This is a genomic window from Nonomuraea sp. NPDC003707 (assembly GCF_053587055.1).
In genome coordinates this window covers 40470-63676 of record NZ_JBSFNK010000053.1, presented here as the reverse complement: position 1 = coordinate 63676, position 23207 = coordinate 40470, and the positions used below count along the sequence as shown (strand labels likewise).

The window sequence follows — 23207 nt, the reverse complement described above, 5'->3', positions numbered from 1 at the left end:
CCCCGGATACCGGCACGCCATCCCCACAATCGCGATCGGCTCATCCACCACCGAGGCGGCGGTCACCACGGCCTGCGAGGTCTGCCCACCGCCCAGCTCACCCGCCAGGAACTCCGCCACCGCCTCAGCCGTCGGGAAATCGAACACCAACGTCGCCGGCAACCGCAGCCCGGTCGCGGCGTTGAGCTGGTTGCGGAACTCCACCGCGGTCAGCGAGTCGAAGCCCAGCTCCTGGAACCGTTTGGTCGGCTCCACCGCGTCGCCGCTCTGGAACCCGAGCGCCGTGGCCACCTGGCTTCGGACCAGCTGCAGGAGATCGGCCGGGTTCGCGCTGGTGGTCGTGCTGGTACGGCGGGCAGGCACGCGGACCAGCCCGTGAAGGAGCGCGGGCAGCGTGCCCGCCTGCGCCTGGGCCTGCAGCGCCGGCATGCTCAGCGCAGCCGGGACCAGGTCGGCGCGGTCGCCGTTGACCGCCGCGTCGAACAGAGCCAGCCCGTCGGCGATGGGCAGGGGTGTGATGCCGCCGCGTTCGAGGCGGCGCAGGTCGGATTCTTCCAGCTCGCCCGCCATGCCGCCGGTCGCCCACAGGCCCCAGGCCAGCGAGGTCGCCGGAAGGCCCTGCGCTCTGCGCCGCTGAGCCAGGGCGTCCAGGTACGTGTTCGCGGCGGCGTAGTTGCCCTGGCCCGCGCTGCCCAGCACCCCGGACAGGGAGGAGAACAGCACGAAAGCGGTCAGATCGAGATCCTGCGTGAGCTCGTGCAGGTGCCACGCCGCGTCGGCCTTGGGCCGCAGGACGGCGTCGATGCGCTCCGGCGTGAGGGAGGCGATGACACCGTCATCCAGAACACCTGCCGTATGAACGACGCCCATCAGCGGGCGGTCGGCGATCAGGCGGGCGAGGGCTTCGCGGTCCGCGACGTCGCAGGCGGCCACGTCCACCTCGGCGCCCAGGTCAGAGAGCTCGGCCACCAGCTCGGCCGCGCCCGGCGCCTCCAGACCGCGACGGCTGACGAGCAGCAGGTGCCTGACCTCGTGCGCGACCACCAGATGCCGAGCCACCAACGCGCCCAACCCGCCGGTGCCACCGGTGACCAGCACAGTCCCCTCGGACCCGAACAACGGCCCGCTGAGCTGCTCCGGCCCCGAAACCGGCCCTGCTGCCCGCTTGAGGCGCGGGGTCAGCAGCCGGCCGGCCCGTACCGCCACCTGGGGCTCACCGGTGGCCAGCGCCTGGGAGACCGGCTCCGTCGAGTCGTCGTCCACGTCCAGGAGCAGGAACCGGTCCGGCTGCTCGGCCTGCGCGGCGCGTACCAGGCCCCACACCGCCGCCTGCGCCGGGTCCGGCACGTCGTCCGGGGTCGCCGCGACCGCGCCGTGCGTGACGACCACCAGGCGCGCGGGCGTCTCCTGCACCGCCGCCAGCGCGGCATGGGTGGCGTGCCTGATCGCCTCCGGGGTTCCCGCCTCGGTCACGGGTACGTCGAAGATCTCGTACTGAAGGTCGTTCTGCGCGGTACGGCCACCGGCCGGCACCCAGTCGATCTGGAACAGGCTGTTGGAACCGGTCGTCCGCGGGTCGGCGGAGCTCGGGCGCAGCGTGAGCGAGCCGACCTCCATGACGGGCACGCCGGCGGCGTCCGCCATGGTCAGCGTAACCACGCCGGGGCCGGCCGTGGGCGCGATCCTGACCCGTAGCAGCGTCGCGCCGTCGGCGTGCAGCGCCACCTGGCTCCAGGCGAAGGGGATGTACGGCCGTCCCGGTTCGGCCTGCGGCAGCAGCCCGGACATGGGGATGGCGTGCAGGGAGGCATCGAGCAGCGCCGGGTGCAGGCCGAACCGCCGGGTCTCGGTGTGCTCCGGCAGCGCGATCTCGGCGTAGACGGCGTCGTCGCTCTTCCAGGCGGCCCTGAGGCATTGGAAGGCGCCGCCGTACTCCATGCCGGTCGCGGCGAGGTCTTCATAGACGCTCCCCACGTCGAGGGACTGCGCGCCGGGCGGCGGCCACTGCGTGAGATCGAAGCCGGGTACGGCGGCGGCCGGGGCCAGCGTTCCCTGGGCGTTCTGGCTCCAGTCCGTGGCGTCCTCGGCCCTCGAGTAGATCGTCACCGGCCGGCGTCCCGACTCGTCGGCGGCTCCGACCACCACCTGGAGATGGAGGGTGCCCCGCTCGGGCAGGACCATCGGGGTCTGGTGGGTGAGCTCGTCGAGCACCGGGCAACCGGCCTCGTCCCCGGCCCGTACCGCCAGCTCCACCTGTGCCGAGCCAGGCACGACCACCCGGCCACCGACCATGTGGTCGGCCAGCCACGGTTGCGTGGCCGGTGACAGGCGGCCGATGAGGGTGAGGGTGTCGGTCCCCGGAGAGGGGACGGTCGCGGTCAGGAGCGGGTGCTCGACAGCCGCCAGCCCACCGCCCGAGGCGACGTCACCGGTGGCGTATCCGGCGTCGAGCCAGTACCGCCGGCGCTGGAAGGCGTAGGTGGGCAGGTCGACGTGCCGGGCGGGGACGGAGGCGAAGTAGGCGTCCCAGTCCACGATGATGCCGTGGGTGTGCAACCGGCCGAGCGCTTCGACCAGCGCGCGAACCTCGTCCCGGTCCTTGCGCGTGGCGGGGATGAACACACCGTCGGCGATGCTCTGCTGAGCCAACCCCGTCAGCACTCCGTCCGGGCCGACCTCCAGGAAGCAGTCAGCCTCCGCAGCCTCCACCCCATCGGCGAACCGCACGGCCTGGCGCACGTGCTCCACCCAGTAGCTCGGGGTGGTCAGCTGCCCCGGCTCGGCCAGCCGGCCCGTGAGGTTGGAAACGATCGCCAATGTGGGCTCGTGGAAAGTCAGACCGGAGATGGCCTCCTCAAAGGAAGCCAGCATCGGCTCCATCAACGGCGAATGGAAAGCGTGCGAGACCCGCAACCTGCGCGTCCGAACACTCACCCGATCCTCAATCTCAGCGATCGCCTCGGCATCACCGGAGACCACCACCGCAGCCGGGCCATTGACCGCCGCGATCCCGACCCGGTCCCCTAACAGCGGCAGAACCTCCGCCTCGGGTGCCGCAATTGCGAGCATCGCGCCACCGGTCGGGAGAGCCTGCATCAACCGGGCCCGGGCCGCCACCAGTGCACACGCATCCGCCAGCGAGAACACTCCGGCCACGTGCGCGGCGGCGATCTCGCCGATCGAATGACCGACCAGCACATCGGGGCGGATGCCAAAGGACTCCAGCAGGCGATACAAGGCGACCTCGAAGGCGAACAGCGCCGGCTGGGTCATCCCGGTCTCGTTCAACACGCCATCGGGGTCGTTGAACATGACCTCGCGGACCGGCAGCAGCTGGTTGATCTCCTCCAGGGTCTCGGCGAACACCGGGAACGCCTCGGCCAGTTGCCGGCCCATCCCGACCCGCTGGCTCCCCTGACCGGCGAACAACAACGCCAACCTACCCCCAGCCACCACCTCCGAGGAACCCTCAGCCAGCGCCCGCAACCCAGCCAACAACTCGTCACGATCAGCACCCACCACGACCGCACGCCGCTCCAGCACCGCTCTCGTGGCGACAAGCGCCTTACCGACCCCGGCAAGCGATACGTCATCCCTCGATGCCCAGTCCGCGAGCCTGCCCGCCTGCTCCCGTAGCGCTGCGGGGTCGTTGGCCGAGATGAGCCAGGGCACGGCGGGCATCGACGGGTCGTCCTCGCCGACGGGCTCGACGGCGGCCGGGCCCTGCTCGACGATCACGTGGGCGTTGGTGCCGCTGACGCCGAAGGACGAGACTCCGGCCCGGCGCGGGCGGTCCTGGGGGTCCCACGGGCGGTCCGAGGTCAGCAGTTCGACCGCCCCCGCCGACCAGTCCACGTGCGGCGACGGCTCGTCCACGTGCAGGGTCCGGGGCATGAGCCCATGCCGCATCGCCATGACCATCTTGATCACGCCACCCACCCCGGCGGCGGCCTGCGTGTGACCGATGTTCGACTTCAGCGACCCCAGCCACAACGGCCGGTCCCGCTCCTGCCCATAGGTCGCGATGATGGCCTGCGCCTCGATCGGGTCGCCCAGCGTCGTACCGGTGCCGTGGGCCTCGACCACGTCCACGTCCGAGGTCGTCAGACCGGCGTTGGCCAGGGCCTGGCGGATCACGCGCTCCTGGGAGGGGCCGTTCGGGGCGGTCAGGCCGTTGCTGGCGCCGTCCTGGTTGATCGCGGTGCCCCGGACGAGGGCGAGGATCTGGTGGCCGTTGCGCTGGGCGTCCGACAGCCGCTCCACCAGCAGCATGCCCGCGCCCTCGGCCCAGCCGGTGCCGTCGGCGGAGGCGGAGAACGCCTTGCACCGGCCGTCCGCGGCGAGCCCGCGCTGCCGGGAGAACTCGATGAAGACGTTGGGCGTGGCCATCACTGTCACCCCACCGGCCAGGGCGAGATCGCACTCGCCGGACCGCAGGGACTGGGCCGCCAGGTGCAGCGCCACCAGCGACGACGAGCACGCCGTGTCCACCGTCACGGCCGGGCCTTCCAGCCCGAATGTGTAGGCGACCCGGCCCGAGGCGATGCTGCCCGCGCTGCCGTTGAGCACGAACCCCTCGAACCCTTCGGGCGCCTGCGGCAGGCGCGTGCCGTAGTCGTGGTACATCACGCCCGCGAACACGCCGGTACGGCTCCCGCGCATCGCCTTGGGGCTGATCCCGGCCCGCTCGATCGCCTCCCACGAGGTTTCGAGCAGCAGCCGCTGCTGCGGATCCATCGCGGTGGCCTCGCGCGGCGAGATCCCGAAGAGCGCGGGGTCGAAGAGGTCGGCGTCGTGCAAGAATCCGCCCTCTCGGGCGTAGCTGGTGCCCGCGTGGGCGGGGTCGGGGTCGTACAGCCGTTCCAGGTCCCAGCCCCGGTTGCCGGGGAAGGTGGTGATCGCGTCGGCGCCCTGGGTGAGGAGCCGCCAGAGGTCCTCGGGCGAGACCACGTCGCCGGGATAGCGGCAGGCCATGCCGACGATCGCGATGGGCTCGTCGGCGGTCCCGGTCTGGGCGGCCACCTGGTCGGCCCGCGAGGATCCGGTGAGCTCGGCGCGCAGGTGCTCGGCGAGTTCGTCGGGAGTGGGGAAGTTGAACAGGAGCGTGGCGGGCAGTCTCAGCCCGGTGGCGGCGTTGAGCCGGTTGCGCAGCTCGATGGAGCTCAGCGAGTCGAACCCGAGGTCCTTGAACGCGGTCCCGATGTCCACGGCGTCGGCGTCGGCGTGGCCGAGCACCTGCGCGACGCTCGTACGGATGAGCGACAGCAGCGCGCCCTTGTCGGCCCGCGCCCTCGCCTGCCTGGGGGCCGCGGGCTTGCGCGCCGGGGCCTTGACCAGGGAGCGGAAGACGGCGGGGATCTCGTCCTGGCGGCGCAGGGCGGTTGTGTCGAGGCGGGCGAGTATCTGCACTCCCCTGTCGAGCGCGAGCCCCGCGTCGAACAGGGCCATGCCCTCGGCCACGGGCAGCGGCGCGAGCCCGACCCTGTTGAGCCGGGCGACGTCGACCTGGCTCAGCGCGCCGGCCATGCCGCTGTCCGACTCCCACAGCCCCCACTGGAAGGAGGCGGCGGGCAGACCCTGTGCCCGCCGGTGCAGGGCCAGGGCGTCCAGGTACGTGTTCGCGGCGGCGTAGTTCGCCTGGCCGGAGCTGCCGACCGTGGCCGCGACGGACGAGTACATCACGAAGAACGACAGGTCCTCGGTGAGCTCGTGCAGATGCCAGGCGGCGTCCGCCTTCGGGCCGAAGACGCGGTCGATCCGCTCGGGGGTCAGCGAGGTCACGGCGCCGTCGTCCACGACCCCGGCCAGGTGCACGACACCCTGCAGCGGCCGGTCCGCGGGGATGCCGGCCAGCAGGGCGGCCAGTTCGGCGCGGTCGGCGACGTCACAGGCCGCCACGGTGACCTGCGCGCCCAGCGAGGTCAGCTCGTCCGCCAGCGCCTGGGCGCCGGGCGCCGCGGCACCGCGACGGCCGGCCAGGAGCAGGTGCCGTACGCCGTGCCCGGTGACGAGCCGCCGCGCGGCCAGGGCCCCCAACTCGCCCGTGCCGCCGGTCAGCAGCACGGTCCCGTCCACCGTCATAGACGCGGGCGCGGGCGCGGGCTGGGTCACGGGAACGATGCGCGGCACGCGGAGCTCGCCCTGCCGCAGGGCGACCTGCGGCTCGCCGGACGCGCAGGCGCGCAGCAGCGCGGCCGCGGAGTCGGGATGGTCGTCGGTGTCGACGATGACGAACCGCCCGGCGTGCTCGGACTGGGCGGACCGCATCAGGCCCCAGACGGGCGCGGTGGACAGATCCGGCACCTCGCCCTCGACCGCGCTGACCGCCCCACCGGTCACCAGCGCCAGCCTGGCCTGCGCGAACCGCTCGTCCGCGAGCCACTGCTGGACGAGCGCCAGCACCTCGTACGTCCTGATACGTCCCTCACCGCCCGGGACCCGGGCAAGCACCAGGTCCGGGACCGCCTCCACGTCATCCAGCGAGGCCAGGCCGTCGAGCTCCACCACGCGCTCGGGCTCCGGCCCGGCGGTGGCGGGCGCGGTCACCCAGTCCAGCGCGTACGGCGTGCTCCCGGGCGACAGCTCGGCCGTCACGGGCCTGACCACCAGGGAGTCCACGGTGAGGATCGGCGCGCCGGTGTCGTCCGCGACGCTCAGCGACAGCTCACCCTGGCCCTTCGCCGTCGTACGGACCCGCGCCATGGTCCCGCCCACCGCGTGCGGCGAGATGCCGGACCAGGCGAAGGGCAGGAACGGCTGCCCCGGCTCGGTACGCGGCAGGAGATCGCCGAGCGTGATGGAGTGCAGCACCGCGTCCAGGAGGGCGGGGTGGAACCCGAACCGCTCCGCGCCCGTCAGCGCCTGGTCGGGCAGCACGATCTCGGCGTAGACCGCGCCGTCGCGCTGCCAGGCGCTCACCAGCCCCTGGAAGGCTTCGCCGTACTCCAGGCCCGAGACGGCCAGGTCGTCGTACAGGTGGTCGATGTCGATGGGCTGCGCCCCGGCCGGCGGCCATTGCGCGAGGTCGAAGCCGGGTTCGGCGGCGGCGGGGCCGAGCGTGCCCTGGGCGTGCCGCTGCCAGGAGTCGCCGCCTTCGGGGCGGGAGTACACGGCGATGCCACGCCGGCCGCCGTCGTCCGGCCCGTCGATGACCACCTGGAGCTGTACGGGGTGCTCGTGCGTGATCACGAGAGGAGCTTGGATGGCCAGTTCGGAGACCGCCTCGCAGTCCTCGGTCTCCGCCGCGGCCCGCAGCGCGATCTCGAGGAAGCCCGTGCCGGGAAGGATCACGGTGCCGTTGACCGCGTGGTCGGCGAGCCAGGGCAGCGTGGCCAGGGACAGCCGCCCGGTGAGCGTGAGGGTGTCGGAGTCGGGGGCGGGCACGGCCGCGCTGAGTATCGGGTGCTCAACGGCGCTCAGCCCGGCGGCGGTCACGTCGCTGACGGCTCTGCCCGACTCCAGCCAGTACCGCTGGTGCTGGAAGGCGTAGGTGGGCAGATCGACGTGCCTGGCCGGGGTCAGCACCGCCGTCCAGTCCACGGCGATCCCCTGGGTGTGCAGCCGGCCAAGCGCCTCCATCAAGGCACGGACTTCATCCCGGTCCTTACGAGTCGCGGGAACGAACACCCCATCGGCGATGCTCTGCTGAGCCAGCCCCGTCAGCACCCCATCGGGGCCGACTTCCAGGAAGCAATCAGCCCCCGCAGCCGTCACTCCGTCGGCGAACCGCACGGCCTGCCGCACGTGCTCCACCCAGTAACCGGGGTTGGTCAGCTGGCCCGGCTCGGCCAGCCGACCGGTGAGGTTGGAAACGATCGCAAGAGTGGGCTCGTGGTAGGTCAACCCGGAGATGGCCTCCTCGAAGGAAGCCAGCATCGGCTCCATCAACGGCGAGTGGAAAGCATGCGAGACCCGCAACCTGCGCGTCCGAACGTTCACCCGCCCCTCGATCTCCGCGATCGCCTCGGCATCACCGGAGATCACCACCGCTGCCGGACCGTTGACCGCCGCGATCCCCACCCGACCCTCCAGCAGCGGCAGAACCTCCGCCTCGGGTGCCGCGATCGCGAGCATCGCGCCACCGGTCGGTAGAGCTTGCATCAACCGGGCCCGGGCCGCCACCAGCGCGCATGCATCGGCCAGCGAGAACACTCCGGCCACGTGCGCGGCGGCGATCTCCCCGATCGAATGCCCGACCAGCGCATCCGCCCGGACCTCGAAGGACTCCAGCAGCCGATACAGAGCCACCTCGAAGGCGAACAACGCGGGCTGCGTCATGCCCGTCTCGTTCAACACGCCATCGGGGTCGTCGAACATCACCTCGCGGATCGGCAGGAACTGGTTGATCTCCTCCAGCGCCTCGGCGAACACCGGGAACGCCTCAGCCAACTGCCGGCCCATCCCGACCCGCTGACTGCCCTGACCGGCGAACAGCAACGCCAGCCTGCCACCCGAGCCACTCCCGGAAACCCCATCCGAGGCCAGCGCCCGCAACCCAGCCAGCAGCTCATCACGATCAGCACCCACCACGACCGCACGCTGCTCCAGCGCAGAACGCCCCGTCGCCAACGACCAAGCGGCGTCCGGCACCGAGAGCGACGGCCGCGCCGACACCCACGACGCCAACCGCCCGGCCTGCTGCACCAGCGCCTCGCGGCTCTTCGCCGAGAGCACCCATGGCACCACCGGCGAGCCCACGACCTCGTCAGAAGCCGGATCGACCAGATCCCCCTGCTCAAGGATCACGTGAGCGTTGGTGCCGCTCACCCCGAACGACGAGACGGCAGCGCGACGCGGATGATTCTGAACGTCCCACGACCGGGCCTCGGTCAGCAGCTCAACAGCACCGGCCGACCAGTCCACGTGCGGCGACGGCTCGTCCACGTGCAAGGTCCGGGGCATGAGCCCATGCCGCATGGCCATCACCATCTTGATGACCCCGGCCACACCGGCGGCGGCCTGCGTGTGACCGATGTTGGACTTCAGCGACCCCAGCCACAGAGGCCGTTCCCGCTCCTGACCGTAGGTCGCGAGAAGCGCCTGCGCCTCGATCGGGTCACCCAAGCTGGTCCCGGTCCCGTGCGCCTCGACCATGTCCACTTCAGCGGCCGACAAACCAGCGTTCGCCAGCGCCTGCCGGATCACCCGCTGCTGCGAAGGACCGTTCGGCGCCGCGAGGCCGTTGCTCGCCCCGTCCTGGTTGATCGCCGAGCCCTTGATGACCCCCAGCACCTGGTGACCGTTACGGCGCGCGTCCGACAGCCGCTCCACCAGCAGCACGCCGACACCCTCACTCCACCCCGTGCCATCGGCAGAGGCCGAGAACGCCTTGCACCGCCCGTCCGCCGACAACCCCCGCTGCCGGGAGAACTCCACGAACGTGCCGGGCGACGCCATCACCATCGCGCCGCCCGCCAGGGCCATGTCGCACTCGCCCGTCCGGAGGGCCTGCGCGGCCAGGTGCAGCGCCACCAGCGACGACGAGCACGCCGTGTCCACGGTCACCGCCGGGCCCTCGAACCCGAACGTGTACGACACCCGCCCGGACGCCACGCTGGCCAGCTGGCCGGTGAGGAGGTATCCCTCGACCGCGTCGGAGCCCTCGGAGCGCCGTGGCCCGTACTCCATCGGCGCGATGCCGGTGAAGACCCCGGTCTGGCTGCCGTGCAGCGTGGCCGGGTCGATGTTGGCGTGTTCGAAGACCTCCCACGAGGCCTCCAGGAGCAGCCGCTGCTGCGGGTCCATGCCCAGGGCCTCGCGCGGCGAGATGCCGAAGAAGGCCGCGTCGAAGTCGGCGGCGTCGTACAGGAAGCCGCCCTGCCGGGTGTAGGAGGTGCCCCGGTTGCCGGGGTCGGGGTCGAACAGCCGGTCCAGGTCCCAGCCGCGGTCGGTGGGGAACTCGCCCACCGCGTCCCGGCCCTGCGCGACCAGTTCCCACAGGTCGTCCGGCGACAGCACGCCGCCGGGGAAGCGGCAGGCCATGCCCACGATCGCGATCGGCTCGTCGTGGCCGGCCGGCCGCACCGCGGTGGCGGGCGTGGCGGAGCCGCCGAGCAGTTCGGTACGCAGGTGGTCGGTCAGCGCCTTGGGCGACGGGTAGTCGAACAGCAGCGAGCTGGGCAGTTGCAGCCCGGTGGCGGCGTTGAGCCGGTTCCTGAGCTCGACCGCGGTGAGCGAGTCGAACCCGGCGTCCTTGAACGCTCCGGTGGCGCTGATGACGTTCGGCGTCACGTGCCCGAGCACGAGGGCGGCCTGGCCGCGTACCAGGTCGAGCAGGGCGCGTTCCTGCTCGTCCGGGCTCAGCCCGCGCAGGGACTGCGCCAGCGATGCCTCGCCGGAAGCGGAGCCGGAGCCGGAGCCGCCGGCCGCGCGGCGCTCGACGGGCTTGCGCAGCATCCCGCGCAGCATCGCCGGTACGGGATCCGCGACCTTGGCCAGGCTCAGCCGGGCGGGCAGCGTCGTCACGGCGCCACCCGCGAGCGCGGAGTCGAAGAGCTCCAGCGCCTCGTCGCGCGGTAGCGGGGCGACGCCGAGCCGGGCCCAGCGCGCCAGGTCGGCCGTGGCGAGCGTGCCCGCCATGCCGCCGAATTCGGCGGAGTTGTCCCACAGGCCCCAGTCCAGGGCCGTGGCGGACAGGCCGAGCGAGTGGCGGTGGCGGGCGAGGGCGTCGAGGAAGGCGTTGGCGGCGGCGTAGTTGGCCTGGCCGGCGCTGCCGAGCGTGGCCGCGCACGACGAGAACAGCACGAACGCCGACAGTTCGCGCTCGCGGGTCAGCTCGTGCAGGAGCCAGGCGGTCTCGGCCTTGGTCCGCCACACGGTGTCGAGCCGCCCGGGGGTCAGCGCCGGGACGACGCCGTCGTCGAGCACGCCGGCGATGTGCACGACGCCGGTGAGGTCGCGGCAGGAGTCGATGAGCCCGGCCAGCGCTTCGCGGTCGGTGACGTCGCAGGCGACCAGTTCGGCGTGCGCGCCGAGCTCGGCCAGCTCGGCCGCGATCGCGACGGCCCCGGCCGAGTGCGGGTCGCGGGTGACGAGGACGAGGTTCCGTACGCCGTGCCGGGTGGCGAGGTGCCGGGTGACCGTGCGTCCCAGCGCGCCGGTGCCGCCGGTGACCAGCACGGTCCCCTCGGGATCCCAGGGCCGGTCCGCCGCCGGCCGGCCGCGCCGCGCCAGCCTCGGAACGTGGATCTTGCCGGACCTGATCGCCAGCTGGGGCTCGTCGTAGGCGAGGGCGGCGGCGACGGCGTCCTCGGCGCTGCCGTCGTCGTCGAGCAGCACGAACCGGTCCGGGTACTCCGTCTGCGCCGACCGGACCAGGCCCCACACGGCGGCGCCGGCCAGGTCGGGCACCTCGTCGGTCGCTCCCCTGGTGACGATCACCAGCCGGGCCGACGCGGGCTGCTCGCCGTCGAGCCAGTCCTGGACGGCGGAGAGCACGCGGAGCACGGCCGCGCGCGCCCGGTCCGGCCCGTCCCCTTCGTCCTCTTCGTGCCAGGGCAGGAGCACGTCGCCGGGCGCGATGGTGGCATCGCCCGTGGCGGGTACGGGCATCCAGTCCACCTCGAACAGCCCGACGTGCTCGGTGGGCAGGTCCACGGGACCGCGTGCCTCCAGCCAGAACCGCTGACGTTGGAAGGCGTAGGTGGGCAGGTCGACGTGGAGCGCGGGGGCGGGCCCGAAGTAGGCGTTCCAGTCGACGGTGACGCCGCAGGCGTGGAGCTGTCCGAGGGCCTGGACGAAGGTGTCGATCTCGTCGCGGTCCTTGCGTACGGCGGGGACGAAGACGCCGTCCGAGAGCATCTGCTGGGCCAGTCCGGTGAGGACGCCGTCGGGCCCCACCTCCAGGAAGAGCGCGGCGTCCGCGGCGGCGATGCCGTCCGCGAAACGGACGGGCCGTCGGACGTGGTCGACCCAGTAGCGGGGGCTGGTGAGCAGGCCGGGCTCGGCGAGCCTGCCGGTGACGTTGGAGATCACCGGGATCGTGGGCTCGTGGTAGGTCAGCCCCGCGATGGCCTCCTCGAAGGGCGCCAGCATCGGCTCCATCAGCGGTGAGTGCGCGGCCTGGGAGATCCGCAGCCGGCGCTTGCGTGCCGTGACGTTCCCCGCGATCTCCTCGATGGCGGCCTCCGCGCCGGAGATGACCACCGAGGTCGGGGTGTTGACGGCCGCGATGGCGACCCGGTCCTCGTACCCGTCGAGCAGCGGCAGGACGTCGGCCTCGGACGCGGCGATGGCGAGCATCGCGCCGCCCGGGGGCAGCATGTGCATGAGCCGGGCCCGTACGGCGATCAGGGTGCAGGCGTCGGCGAGGGAGAACACCCCGGCCACGTGGGCGGCGGCGATCTCGCCGACGGAGTGCCCGACCACCACGTCCGCCCGTACACCGAGGGATTCGAGCAGCCGGTACAGGGCGACCTCGAAGGCGAACAGCGCCGGCTGGGTCATGCCGGTCTCGTTGAGCACCCCGTCGGGGTCGCTGAACATCACCTCGCGCAGCGGGTGCGGCAGGTGGGGGTCCAGCAGCGCGCAGATCTCCTCCAGCGCCTCGTCGAAGACGGGGAAGGCGGCGGCCAGCTCGCGGCCCATGCCGAGCCGCTGGCTGCCCTGCCCGGTGAACAGCAGGGCGAGCCGGCCCGCCGGTCCGCTGCCGGTCAGCACGCCGGGCGCGGCGGGGCCGCCGGCCAGTGCCCGCAGACCGGCCAGCAGGTCGTCACGCTCGCGGCCGACGATCACCGCGCGGTGTTCGAGCACGGACCGCTCGGCGGCCAGCGCGGCACCGGCGGCGGCGACGGGGATCTCGGGCGTCGCCTCGGAGGCCCAGGACGCGAGCCGCTCGGCCTGCCCGGCCAGCGCCTCGGGTGTCCTCGCCGAGATGAGCCAGGGGACGGCGGGGAGGTTCGCGTCGTCGCGGAGGGTCGGGACGGCCGGGTCGCCCTGCTCGATGATGACGTGGGCGTTGGTGCCGCTGATGCCGAAAGAGGAGACGGCGGCGCGGCGCGGGCGGTCCCGGAGCTCCCACGGCTGGGCCTCGGTCAACAGCTCAACGGCGCCGGCAGACCAGTCCACGTGCGGGGACGGCTCGTCCGCGTGCAGGGTCTGCGGCAGCACCTCGTGGCGCATGGCCATGACCATCTTGATCACGCCGCCCACCCCGGCGGCGGCCTGGGAGTGGCCGATGTTCGACTTCAGCGAGCCCAGCCACAGCGGCTGGTCCCGCTCCTGGCCGTAGGTCGCGAGAAGCGCCTGGGCCTCGATCGGGTCGCCGAGCACGGTGCCGGTGCCGTGTGCCTCGACCGCGTCCACGTCTCCGGCCGACAGCCCGGCGTTGGCCAGGGCCTGGCGGATCACCCGCTGCTGGGAAGGGCCGTTCGGGGCGGTCAGGCCGTTGCTGGCGCCGTCCTGGTTGATCGCCGAGCCCTTGACGACGGCCAGCACCTTGTGGCCGTTGCGCCGGGCGTCCGACAGGCGCTCCACCAGCAGCATGCCGACACCCTCGGCCCAGCCGGTGCCGTCGGCCGAGGCCGAGAACGCCTTGCACCGCCCGTCCGGCGACAGCCCGCGCTGCCGCGAGAACTCCACGAACATGCCGGGGGACGCCATCACGGTCGCGCCACCGGCCAGCGCCAGGTCGCACTCCCCCGACCGCAGCGACTGCGCGGCCAGGTGCAGCGCCACGAGCGACGACGAGCACGCCGTGTCCACGGTCACCGCCGGGCCCTCGAACCCGAACGAGAACGCGACGCGGCCGGAGATCACGCTGGCGGAGGTGCCGGTCAGCACGTAGCCTTCCGCGGCCCCGGTCGCCTCGTGCAGGCGCGGGCCGTAGTCCTGGGCCATCGCGCCCGCGAACACGCCGGTACGGCTGCCGCGCAGCCCGCCCGGATCGACGCCCGCCCGCTCGATCGCCTCCCACGACGCCTCCAGCAACAACCGCTGCTGCGGATCCATCGCCAACGCCTCACGCGGCGAAATCCCGAAAAATCCGGGATCGAACTCCCCCGCGTCATACAGGAAGCCGCCGTGCCGCGCATACGACGTCCCACGGCTGTCCGGATCCGGGTCGTACAGGGCCGCCAGGTCCCAGCCGCGGTCCACGGGGAACTCCCCGATGGCGTCCGTACCGGAGATCACCAGGTTCCACAGGTCGTCCGGGGAACGCACCCCGCCGGGGAAGCGGCAGGCCATGCCCACGATCGCGATCGGCTCGTCCGCCACCGAGGCGGCGGTCACCACGGCCTGGGCGGCCTGCCCGCCCGTCAGCTCCGCGCGCAGGAACGCGGCCAGCGCCTGCGGCGAGGGGTAGTCGAACAGCAGCGAGCTGGGGAGTTGGAGCCCGGTGGCGGCGTTGAGCCGGTTCCTGAGCTCGACGGCGCTGAAGGAGTCGAAGCCGAGCGCCTTGAAGGCGGTGGCGGTGTCCACGGTCGCGGCGTTGGCGTGGCCGAGGACGAGCGCGATGCAGGTCCGTACGAGCTCCAGGACCAGCTGCTCCTGCTCCGGCCCCGGCAGGCCGTGCAGCCGGTCGGCGAGCGGCTGCGCCCCGTCGCCGGTGGCCGCCGGCTCCGGGGGCGCGGGTGGGGGCGGCGCCGCGCCGTCCGGCTCGGGAAGCCAGTGGTACGTGCGCTGGAAGGCGTAGGTGGGCAGCGGGACGCGCCGCGCGCCCGGGTAGAGGGCGTCCCAGGCGGGCGCGGTGCCGCGTACCTGCAGCTCGGCCAGGGCAAGGGCGGCGCTGTGGCATTCGCCCCGGTTGTCCCGCAGCGTGGCGACGAACCGGGTGCCGGGGTCGGCGGGCAGGCAGTGCTGGCCCATGGCGGCCAGCACCGAGCCGGGGCCGACCTCGACGAACGTGGTCACGCCCGTGTCGGCCAGCGCGCGGATGCCGTCGCTGAAGCGCACGGCCTCGCGGACGTGCCACACCCAGTGGCCGGGCGAGCACAGGTCCTCGCCGGACGCGACGGCCCCGGTGAGGTTGGAGACGATCGGTACGGCCGGCTCGCGGTAGGTGAGCGACTCGGCCACCTGCCGGAACTCCGCGAGCATCGGGTCCATCAGCGGCGAGTGGAAGGCGTGGCTCACGCGCAGCCGGCGGGTCTTGCGGCCGCGGGCGCGGAACGCCTCGGCGATCTCCGTGACGCGCTCCTCCGCGCCGGAGACCACGACGGAGTCGGGGCCGTTGATCGCGGCGATGCTGACCGAATCGTCGAGAAGGGGGCGGAGCTCCGCCTCGGTGGCCTGGACGGCGATCATCGCGCCGCCGGCGGGCAGGGCCTGCATCAGCCTGCCGCGCGCCGCGACCAGGGTGCAGGCGTCGGCCAGGGACAGCACACCGGCGACGTGCGCGGCCGAGATCTCGCCGATGGAGTGGCCGATCAGCCGGTCGGGGCGGATGCCCCAGTGCTCGTACAGGCGGGTGAGCGCGACCTCGAAGGCGAAGAGCGCGGGCTGGGTCATCCCGGTCTCGCCCAACACCCCGTCGGGATCGTCGAACATCACCTCGAGCAGCGGCCTGGCGAGCTCGCCGTCGAAGCAGGCGGCGATCTCGTCGAGGGCCCGCGCGAAGGCCGGGTACGCGGCGTAGAGCTCGCGGCCCATGCCCGGGCGCTGGCTGCCCTGGCCCGAGTAGAGGAAGGCGACGTCGCCATCGCTCGGCCGGCCGGTCACGATCTCGGCGGCGGCCTCTCCCCTGGCGAGCCGGTCGAGCGCGGCGGCCAGTCCGGACGGCTCGTCGACGACGATCGCGGCGCGGCGGTCGAAGGCCGTGCGCGTCGTGGCCAGCGAGTAGGCCGTGTCCACGGCCTCGGACACGGCGGCGGACACAGCGTCGGCAGCGGACACAGCGTCGGCGGCGGGCTCGGCGAGCAGGTGGTCGCGCAGCCGGCCCGCCTGGGCGCGGAGCGCGGCCTCGCTCTGCCCGGCCAGCGGCAGGATCACCGGCCCGGCGGGGCCGGGCGCCGGTCGCGGCGTCTCCCGCGGATGCTCGGCGAGCACCACGTGGCAGTTGGCGCCCCCCATGCCGAACGAGCTGACCCCGGCGACCAGCGGTTCGCCGGCGCGCGGCCAGGCGGACAGCGCGGTGTTGACGCGCAGGTTCAGCTCGACGAAGGGGATCAGCGGGCTGGGCGTCTCGAAGTTGAGTGACGCCGGCAGCTCGCGGTGCCGGATGGCCAGCACGGTCTTGAGCAGGCCGACGATTCCGGCGGCGCCTTCCAGGTGGCCGATGTTGGTCTTGGCCGAGCCGACGAGCAGCGGGGTGCCCGCGTCCTTGGCGGTGCCGATGGCGGCGCCGAGGGCGCGTGCCTCGATGGGGTCGCCGACCCGGGTTCCGGTGCCGTGCAGCTCGACGTACTGGACGTCGGCCGCCGGCACGCCGGCCCGCTCGCAGGCCAGCCGGATGACCTCTTCCTGGGCGTCCTGGTCGGGGACGGTGAGCCCGTCGCCGCCGCCGTCGTTGTTCACGGCGCTGCCGGCGATCACGCAGTGGACGTGGTCACCGTCGGCGAGCGCGCGGGCCAGCGGCTTGAGCACGACGATGCCGCCGCCCTCGCCGCGGACGTAGCCGTTGGCGCGGGCGTCGAAGGTGAAGCACCTGCCGTCGGGCGACAGGGCGCCGAACCTGAGCGCGGCGAGCGTGCTGTCGGGGGTCAGGTTGAGGTTCACGCCGCCGACGATGGCCAGGCCCGACTCGCCGCTGCGCAGGCTCTCGCAGGCCAGGTGCACGGCGGTGAGGGAGGCCGACTGGGCGGAGTCCACGGTCATGCTGGGGCCGTTCAGCCCGAGCGTGTACGAGATCCGGTTGGCGAGCAGCGCCCGGCTGATGCCCGTGAGGCTGTGCCGGGTCAGCGCCGCGCGGCCGGTGCCCTGCAGCAACTGGGCGTAGTCGCCGGCCATGGCGCCGATGAAGACGCTGGTGCCGGTGCCCCGCAGGCTGTCCGGGACGATGCCGGCGTCTTCGAGCGCCTCCCAGCTCAGCTCCATGAGCAGCCGCTGCTGGGGGTCCATCATCGCGGCCTCGTTCGGCGAGATCCCGAAGAACTCGGCGTCGAACTCGGCTATGCCGGTGAGGAAGCCGCCGCGGAGCGATTCGGTCTCCGGGGAGTTCCACCGGCCGCTGGGAACGTCGGTGACGGCGTCGCCCCCGTCGCGCAGCAGCCGCCAGAAGGAGTCCGGGTCCGGGGCCTGAGGGAGGCGGCAGGATATGCCGACGATCGCCACCGCGTCGTCGGAGAAACTACGAGAGGAGCGTTCGTAGGACATTGAACCAATCCAGTTTCCGACGGAGCGAGCAGAGGGCAGGGAAACGCTCTTGGGCCATCAGCTGATGACGTCGTACTTGCCGAATCCGGTGCCGACGGTGACCGGCTCGCGGAAGAGGTCGAGCGGGTCCTCGGGCCTGAACTTCCCGGAGTGCGCATACGCCTCGAGCGTTCCGTCGGGGCGCAGGCCCAGCAGGTCGGGCCGGCCGTCCAGGTCGATGTCGGTGAGCGTCACGAGGCGCATGTCCTGCCAGCCGTGGGCGACGGTGTACCAGGTGCCCTCGGTGGTCGCGGCGGCCGGGGTGCCGGGCGGGGCCGCGAACTCGTACAGGTCGAGGTCGCCGTTCGCGCGGCGGACCAGCAGGTCCAGGTTGCCGTTGCCGGTGAAGTCGGCCATGGCGACGGGAAGGTCGTCGACGCCGACCTCGGTGAGCCGCACCGGGTCCTTGTCGTAGGTGTCGTTCCGCACGACCCCCAGGTCGCGGTGGGGGAAGACGTCCACGTTGCCGGCATCCTTGCCCTTGCCGAACGTGTCGTCGGGGCCGGTGCCGGTCACGTCGGCGAACCCGATCGTCTCCCATTCCCGGCCGTCGTCGCGCTTGCCGGACACGCGGATCGGATCGGCGAACGGGCCGATCTCGCCGGGGCCGCCCAGGTTGCGCAGCAGGAAGAAGCCGTGCTCGCCGTGCTCGCCGGGGTTGATGCCGTACTCGCTGGCGCTGAACGCGCAGATGTCGGCGTGCCCGTCGCCGGTCGCGTCGACGGCGCGGACGAAGAAGAACCGCCACCAGCCGAAGCCGTCACCGATCTTCACCGGGTCGCCGTAGGTTTCGGTCCCGTTGAACTCGCCGCTGTGCGGATGGACGAACAATTCGCCGGTTTCCGTGTTGCGCACCAACAGGTCCGGCCGCCCGTCGCCGCGGAAGGAACGGCACTGGCCGTTCGCGAAACTCGACGCCATTGTTGAACGCCCCTCCCCGCCAGAATTTCCCGGTCAAGCGTCATCAGTATTCGCGAGCCGGGATAAGGCGGGTAACCCCTAGCGCCCATTAAAGAGGCCGCTCAAGCCCCACTTCGGGGCCGGACGGCACGCCGAATTCCCGGCGCGCGTGACGCGCGCCGGGAGCGGGGAACATCTCAGGTGTCGCGCGAGCGGAACAGCGCGAACGCCACGAACAGCAGGACCGCGGTGAACGCGGCCATCACGCCGAGCCCGGACCACGGGAGCATCCGATCCGGCAGCTGCACGGTGGTGGTGATCTGGAGGCCCGCCGAGATCGGCCAGTACGTCGTCACCCAGTCGCCGACCGCGTCGGGCAGCAGCCTGGGCGTGATGACGGGGATGATGAAGTTGATCGCCACCACCACGGTCGTGGCGCTCATCGTGGCCCGCAGCAGGCCGCCGACCGCCACGCCGACCAGGCCGACCAGCGCCCAGATCAGGCCCATGCCGACGATGGCGCGCAGCACGCCCGGCTGGCCGAGCGAGGCGGTGGGCGCGCCGGCCGCCCCGATCACCCGCTGCCCGAGGAAGTACGCGCCGAAGCCCGCCACCAGGCCCATCAGCAGGGCGATCAGCCCGAACGTGGCCACCTTGGCGGCCAGCAGCCGGCCGCGCCGCGGGACCACGGTCACGCTGGTGCGGATCAGGCCCGTGGCGTACTCGTGGGTCACCACGAGCACGCCCAGCGCGCCCACGGTGATCTGGGCGAACAGGAACCCGCCGTACATGCTGATGTAGGTGGGGTCGAACATCGCCCGGCCGGTCGCGGAGGCCGCCAGGTAGCCCTCGGCCGCGCCGTTGGCGGTGGCCGCGCCCAGGCCGACCATGAGCGCCACGGCGGTGAGGATCGTGGGGATGTTGGACGGTATCGTGCGGAACTTGGTCCACTCGGAGCGGATCGTGTCCGCGATGGCCACGCTCATGCCACACTCGCCTGGAACTCGATGCTGTCACGGGTCAGATCCATGTAGGCCTGCTCCAGGGAGCGCTGCGGCGTCAGCTCCGTCAGCACCACCCCGGCGGCCAGCGCCGCCTTGCCGATCTCCCTGGGCTCCAGCCCGGTGACGATGAGGGCGCCGTCGGCGCCCGGGTGGACGGTGGCGCCGGCCTCGGTCAGGAGCGGGACGAGCAGCTCGTGCTCCTCGGCCCGCACCAGCACGTTGGAGCCCTGCCGGACGAACTCGCTGATGCCGATGTCCGCGATCAGCTTTCCCCTGCCGATCACGATGAGATGGTCGGCGGTCTGCGCCATCTCGCTCATCAGGTGGCTGGAGACCAGCACGGTACGGCCTTCCGCGGCCAGCCCCCGCATCAGCTCGCGGATCCACTTGATGCCCTCGGGGTCGAGGCCGTTGACGGGCTCGTCGAATAACAGCACCTTCGGGTCGCCGAGCAGCGCCACCGCGATGCCGAGCCGCTGCCCCATGCCCAGCGAGAAGCCGCCGGCGCGCTTGCCCGCCACCGACTCCAGCCCGACCAGGCGCAGGACCTCGTCCACCCGACGGGCGGGGATGGCGTTGGTCTGGGCGATGCAGAGCAGGTGATTGCGGGCCGTGCGCCTGGGGTGCACGGCGCGGGCGTCCAGCAGGGCGCCCACCTCGCGCATCGGCCGGGGCAGGCCCGCGTAGGCGCGCCCGTTGACCGTCACGCTTCCCCCGTCGAGGCGGTCGAGGCCGAGAATGGCCCTCATCGTGGTGGATTTGCCCGCGCCGTTGGGGCCGAGAAATCCGGTGACCCGCCCGGGGTGGACGCCGAACGTCAATCCGTCGACCGCGGTTTTATTGCCGTAGCGTTTCGTCAAGCCGGTTATTTCAATCATTTCCAGCCCCTCCAGAGACCGGTCGTTTCCAAGATCTTCTCATCGGGACTGTCTATATGGTGCCCTTTCCGACAACGGAATCGCCAGCGCATTTAGCATGGGCCGGAACTTGAGCCGGGTCTCCTCCAGCTCGGCCTCCGGGTCGGAGCCCGCCACGATGCCGCATCCGGCGTACAGGGTCGCGGTCTCGTCCTGCACGTGCGCCGAGCGGATCGCCACCGCGAACTCGCCCTCCTGCTCGTCGTTCATCCACCCGACGGGGCCCGCGTACCAGCCGCGGTCGAAGGGCTCGGCGTCGCGGACCCACTCGAGCGCGGCCCGGCGCGGATGGCCGCCGACGGCGGGTGACGGGTGCAGCCGCTCCACCAGGTCGAGGACGCTGGCGGTCTCCGGGTCGGCGATCTCGCCGACGATGCGGGTGTGCAGGTGCCGCAGGTTCGGCAGGTCGAGCACGTGCGGCTCGTCCGGCACCGTGACCGTGCGGCACACCTGGTCGAACGCGTGGCGCAGCGTCGCGGTGACGATCCGCTGCTCGCGCCGGCTCTTGTCGTCCTGCAGCAGGGCGGCGCGCAGGCACGCGTCCTCGGCGGGCGTCGCGCCGCGCGGCATGGACGCCGCCAGGCTCATCGACTCGGCCCGGCCGCCGCGCAGGCCGACCAGCCGCTCCGGGGTGGCGCCCACGAAGGCGTGCCCGTACGCGGCCACGGCGAAGACGGTGCTCCCCGGTTGCGTGTCGCGCAGGGAGCCCAGCACGGAGGCCAGGTCGTACCCCCACGGGGAGGTGATCCGCAGCTGGCGGGCCAGCACGGCCTTGTCGAACCTGCCGCGGGCGATCTGCTCGGTGGTGTGCGCGACCAGCGCCTTCCACTCCGACGCGGAGGGGACCTCGATCATGGTCGTGCCCGGGAGCAGCGGGCTGGGGCAGGGACGGATCCCGCCGGACGAGATCAGGGCGAAGGCGTCCGCGACCGTGCGCGCGGGCCCGTCCGTCGTGGTGGGCCGGGGGTCGACGCTGACGCTGAGCGCGAGCGAGGTCGTGCCGTCGGGGTCCCGCGAGATCAGCACCCTGGGCACCCACATCAGCGCCTCGGGCAGCGGCCCGGGGCGTGGTGCGAAGGCGAACCCGCCGACCAGCGACGGCATGGCGCGCGGCCCCGGCCCGCCGGAGACCGCGGTCCCGGCCGCCCGCTCCCAGCCTCGCCGGATGCCGGCGAACCTGTCGTGACCGGTGTGCGTGAAGTCCGTCGCGCTGCCCATCGCTATGACGCTGGCGTGCGGCGACATCCAGACGAAGGTCCGCGTGGACCGCTCGAACAGCGGTCTCAGCAGCCCGACCGGGTCCACGGGCGGGATCTCCTGGCGCCAGGTCGCCAGCGCCGGGCAGGCGTTGTTGCGCGCCTCGATGGTGGCCTTGGCGTGCACTTCCAGGAAGCCGGGCAAGTCGATGTCTGCGACGTGCATCGGGTACATCCTCTGCGAGCGTGGGTTAGCTGAACATCCCGGCGAGCGCCTTCTTGCTGACCTTGCCGAGCGGGGTGACCGGGAGCTCCTGGACGATCTCCAGGCGGTCGGGGAACTTGAAGGCCGCCACCCCGCGCTCTCGCAGGAACGCGGTGAGGTCGCCGAGCGCCGGCGGCGTGCCGCGGGGCACGACGCACGCGCACGCCCGCTCGCCGAGCACCTCGTCGGGCAGGCCCACCAGGGCGACCTCCCTGACGCCCGGGTGCGCGAGCAGGTGGTTCTCCACCTCCTCGGCCGCGATCTTCTCGGCGCCCCGGTTGATCTGGTCCTTGACCCTGCCCTCGAAGACGACGTGCCCGGCCGGCAGCAGCCGTACGAGGTCGCCGGTCCGGTAGTAGCCGTCGGCGGTGAACGTCCTGGCGTTGTGCTCGGGCGCCCGGTAGTAGCCGCGCACCGTGTACGGGCCGCGCGCCAGGAGCTGCCCCACCTCGCCCGGCGCGACGTCGCGGTCGTCCTCGTCGACGACCCGCACCTCGTCGTCCGGGGAGACGGGGAGCCCCTGGCTGACCAGGACCACGTCCTCCGGGTCGTCCCACCGGTGGAACCCGCACAATCCCTCGGCCATGCCGAAGGCCTGCTGGAGCCGGCAGCCGAGCGCGGGCTGGACCCGGCGGGCCAGCTCGTTCTGGAGCTTCGACCCGCCGATCGTGACGCGGCGCAGGCTGGACAGGTCGTATTCGTCCCACTCGGCGGCCTCCATCCACAGCAGGGCCGCGCCGGGGATCAGGCCGGTCTCGGTCACTCCTTCCCGCTCGATGAGCGGGAAGGTCTCGTCCGGGCTGGGGACGGGCGCCAGCACGAGCGTGCCGGCGGCGTGGAAGGTGGCCAGCAGCCCGTGGGTCAGCGGCCAGTTGTGGCACAGCGGCAGGCTCACCAGGTGGACGGTCTCCTCGCCGTAGTCGCACGCCTCGGCGACCGCGCGCCCGCTGTAGGCCCACTCCTGGTGCGCGCGGGGCACGAGCTTGGGCACGCCGGTCGTACCGCCCGACAGCAGGAAGAGCGCCACGCCGGCGGGGTCGGGCCGGGGCAGGCCGGTCGCCCCGGCGTCCGCGTAGTCCAGCCGGGTGAAGCCGCCCGGGTCGCCCGCGACGAGCACGTGCTTGAGCGTGGGCACCCGCGCGGCCACGTCGGCGGCCAGGTCCCGGTAGTCGAACCCGGCGTGCACGTCCGGGATGACGTACGCGGCCGCCTCCGTGAACTCGCAGAAGTACGTGATCTCGCTGCCGCGGTGGGCCGGCAGCGCCATGACCGGCAGAGCACCGATCCTGAACAGGGCGAACAGCAGCGCGACGAGCTCCGGGACGTTGGGGAGCTGCACGACGACCCGGTCCCCCGGGCCGATGCCGATCTCGCGCAGCCGCGCCGCCATGCGGTCGGCCCGGCTGTCCAGCTCGGCGTAGCTCCACCGGTGGTCGCCTGCCACGAGAGCGAGCTTGTCCGGGTGGGAGCGCGCCCGCGCGCCGAGGATCTCGCCCAACGTCTCGTCGCGCCAGTGACCGGCCGAGCGGTAACGCTCGGCGAACTCCTCCGGCCAGGGCGTGCAGCCATCCAGCATGGGTGCGTCCTTTCTCAGGTGGGGTCCGCGAGGGGTGGGGTCCGCGAGGGGTGGGTCCGC

6 protein-coding genes are annotated in these 23207 nt (G+C 72.7%); all 6 read right to left on the bottom strand.

The features are described 5' to 3' along the window. The coding region (locus ACWDRB_RS61010) for an SDR family NAD(P)-dependent oxidoreductase (RefSeq protein ID WP_449910911.1) at positions 1 to 17250 on the bottom strand (17250 nt) is incomplete at its 3' end. A gap of 57 nt (positions 17251 to 17307) precedes the next feature. After that, positions 17308 to 18210 (bottom strand): FG-GAP repeat domain-containing protein, encoded by a 903-nt coding sequence (locus ACWDRB_RS61005; protein ID WP_449910909.1) that lies wholly within the window; start codon positions 18208 to 18210, stop codon positions 17308 to 17310. Between the two features lie 176 nt (positions 18211 to 18386). Further along, entirely contained in the window at positions 18387 to 19175 is a 789-nt protein-coding gene (locus ACWDRB_RS61000) for a hypothetical protein (protein WP_350742342.1), read from the bottom strand. Then, positions 19172 to 20071, bottom strand: coding sequence for an ABC transporter ATP-binding protein (locus ACWDRB_RS60995; RefSeq protein ID WP_363979381.1), 900 nt, complete (start codon positions 20069 to 20071; stop codon positions 19172 to 19174). The genes ACWDRB_RS61000 and ACWDRB_RS60995 overlap by 4 nt, the downstream gene beginning before the upstream one ends. Before the next feature lie 39 nt (positions 20072 to 20110). Beyond that, positions 20111 to 21532 carry an isochorismate synthase gene (locus tag ACWDRB_RS60990; RefSeq protein ID WP_449910906.1) on the bottom strand — a complete coding sequence of 474 codons (1422 nt, stop codon included), beginning with the start codon at positions 21530 to 21532 and terminating at the stop codon, positions 20111 to 20113. Positions 21533 to 21557: 25 nt separating this feature from the next. Continuing rightward, positions 21558 to 23147 (bottom strand): (2,3-dihydroxybenzoyl)adenylate synthase, encoded by a 1590-nt coding sequence (locus ACWDRB_RS60985; RefSeq protein ID WP_449910904.1) that lies wholly within the window; start codon positions 23145 to 23147, stop codon positions 21558 to 21560. Between the last annotated feature and the right edge of the window lie 60 nt (positions 23148 to 23207).

Excerpts from the sequence above, each read along its gene's own strand:
- ACWDRB_RS61005 (WP_449910909.1), bottom strand. The coding sequence starts at position 18,210 with ATGGCGTCGAGTTTCGCGAACGGCCAGTGCCGTTCCTTCCGCGGCGAC.
- ACWDRB_RS61000 (WP_350742342.1), bottom strand. The coding sequence starts at position 19,175 with ATGAGCGTGGCCATCGCGGACACGATCCGCTCCGAGTGGACCAAGTTC.
- ACWDRB_RS60995 (WP_363979381.1), bottom strand. The coding sequence starts at position 20,071 with ATGATTGAAATAACCGGCTTGACGAAACGCTACGGCAATAAAACCGCG.
- ACWDRB_RS60990 (WP_449910906.1), bottom strand. The coding sequence starts at position 21,532 with ATGCACGTCGCAGACATCGACTTGCCCGGCTTCCTGGAAGTGCACGCC.
- ACWDRB_RS60985 (WP_449910904.1), bottom strand. The coding sequence starts at position 23,147 with ATGCTGGATGGCTGCACGCCCTGGCCGGAGGAGTTCGCCGAGCGTTAC.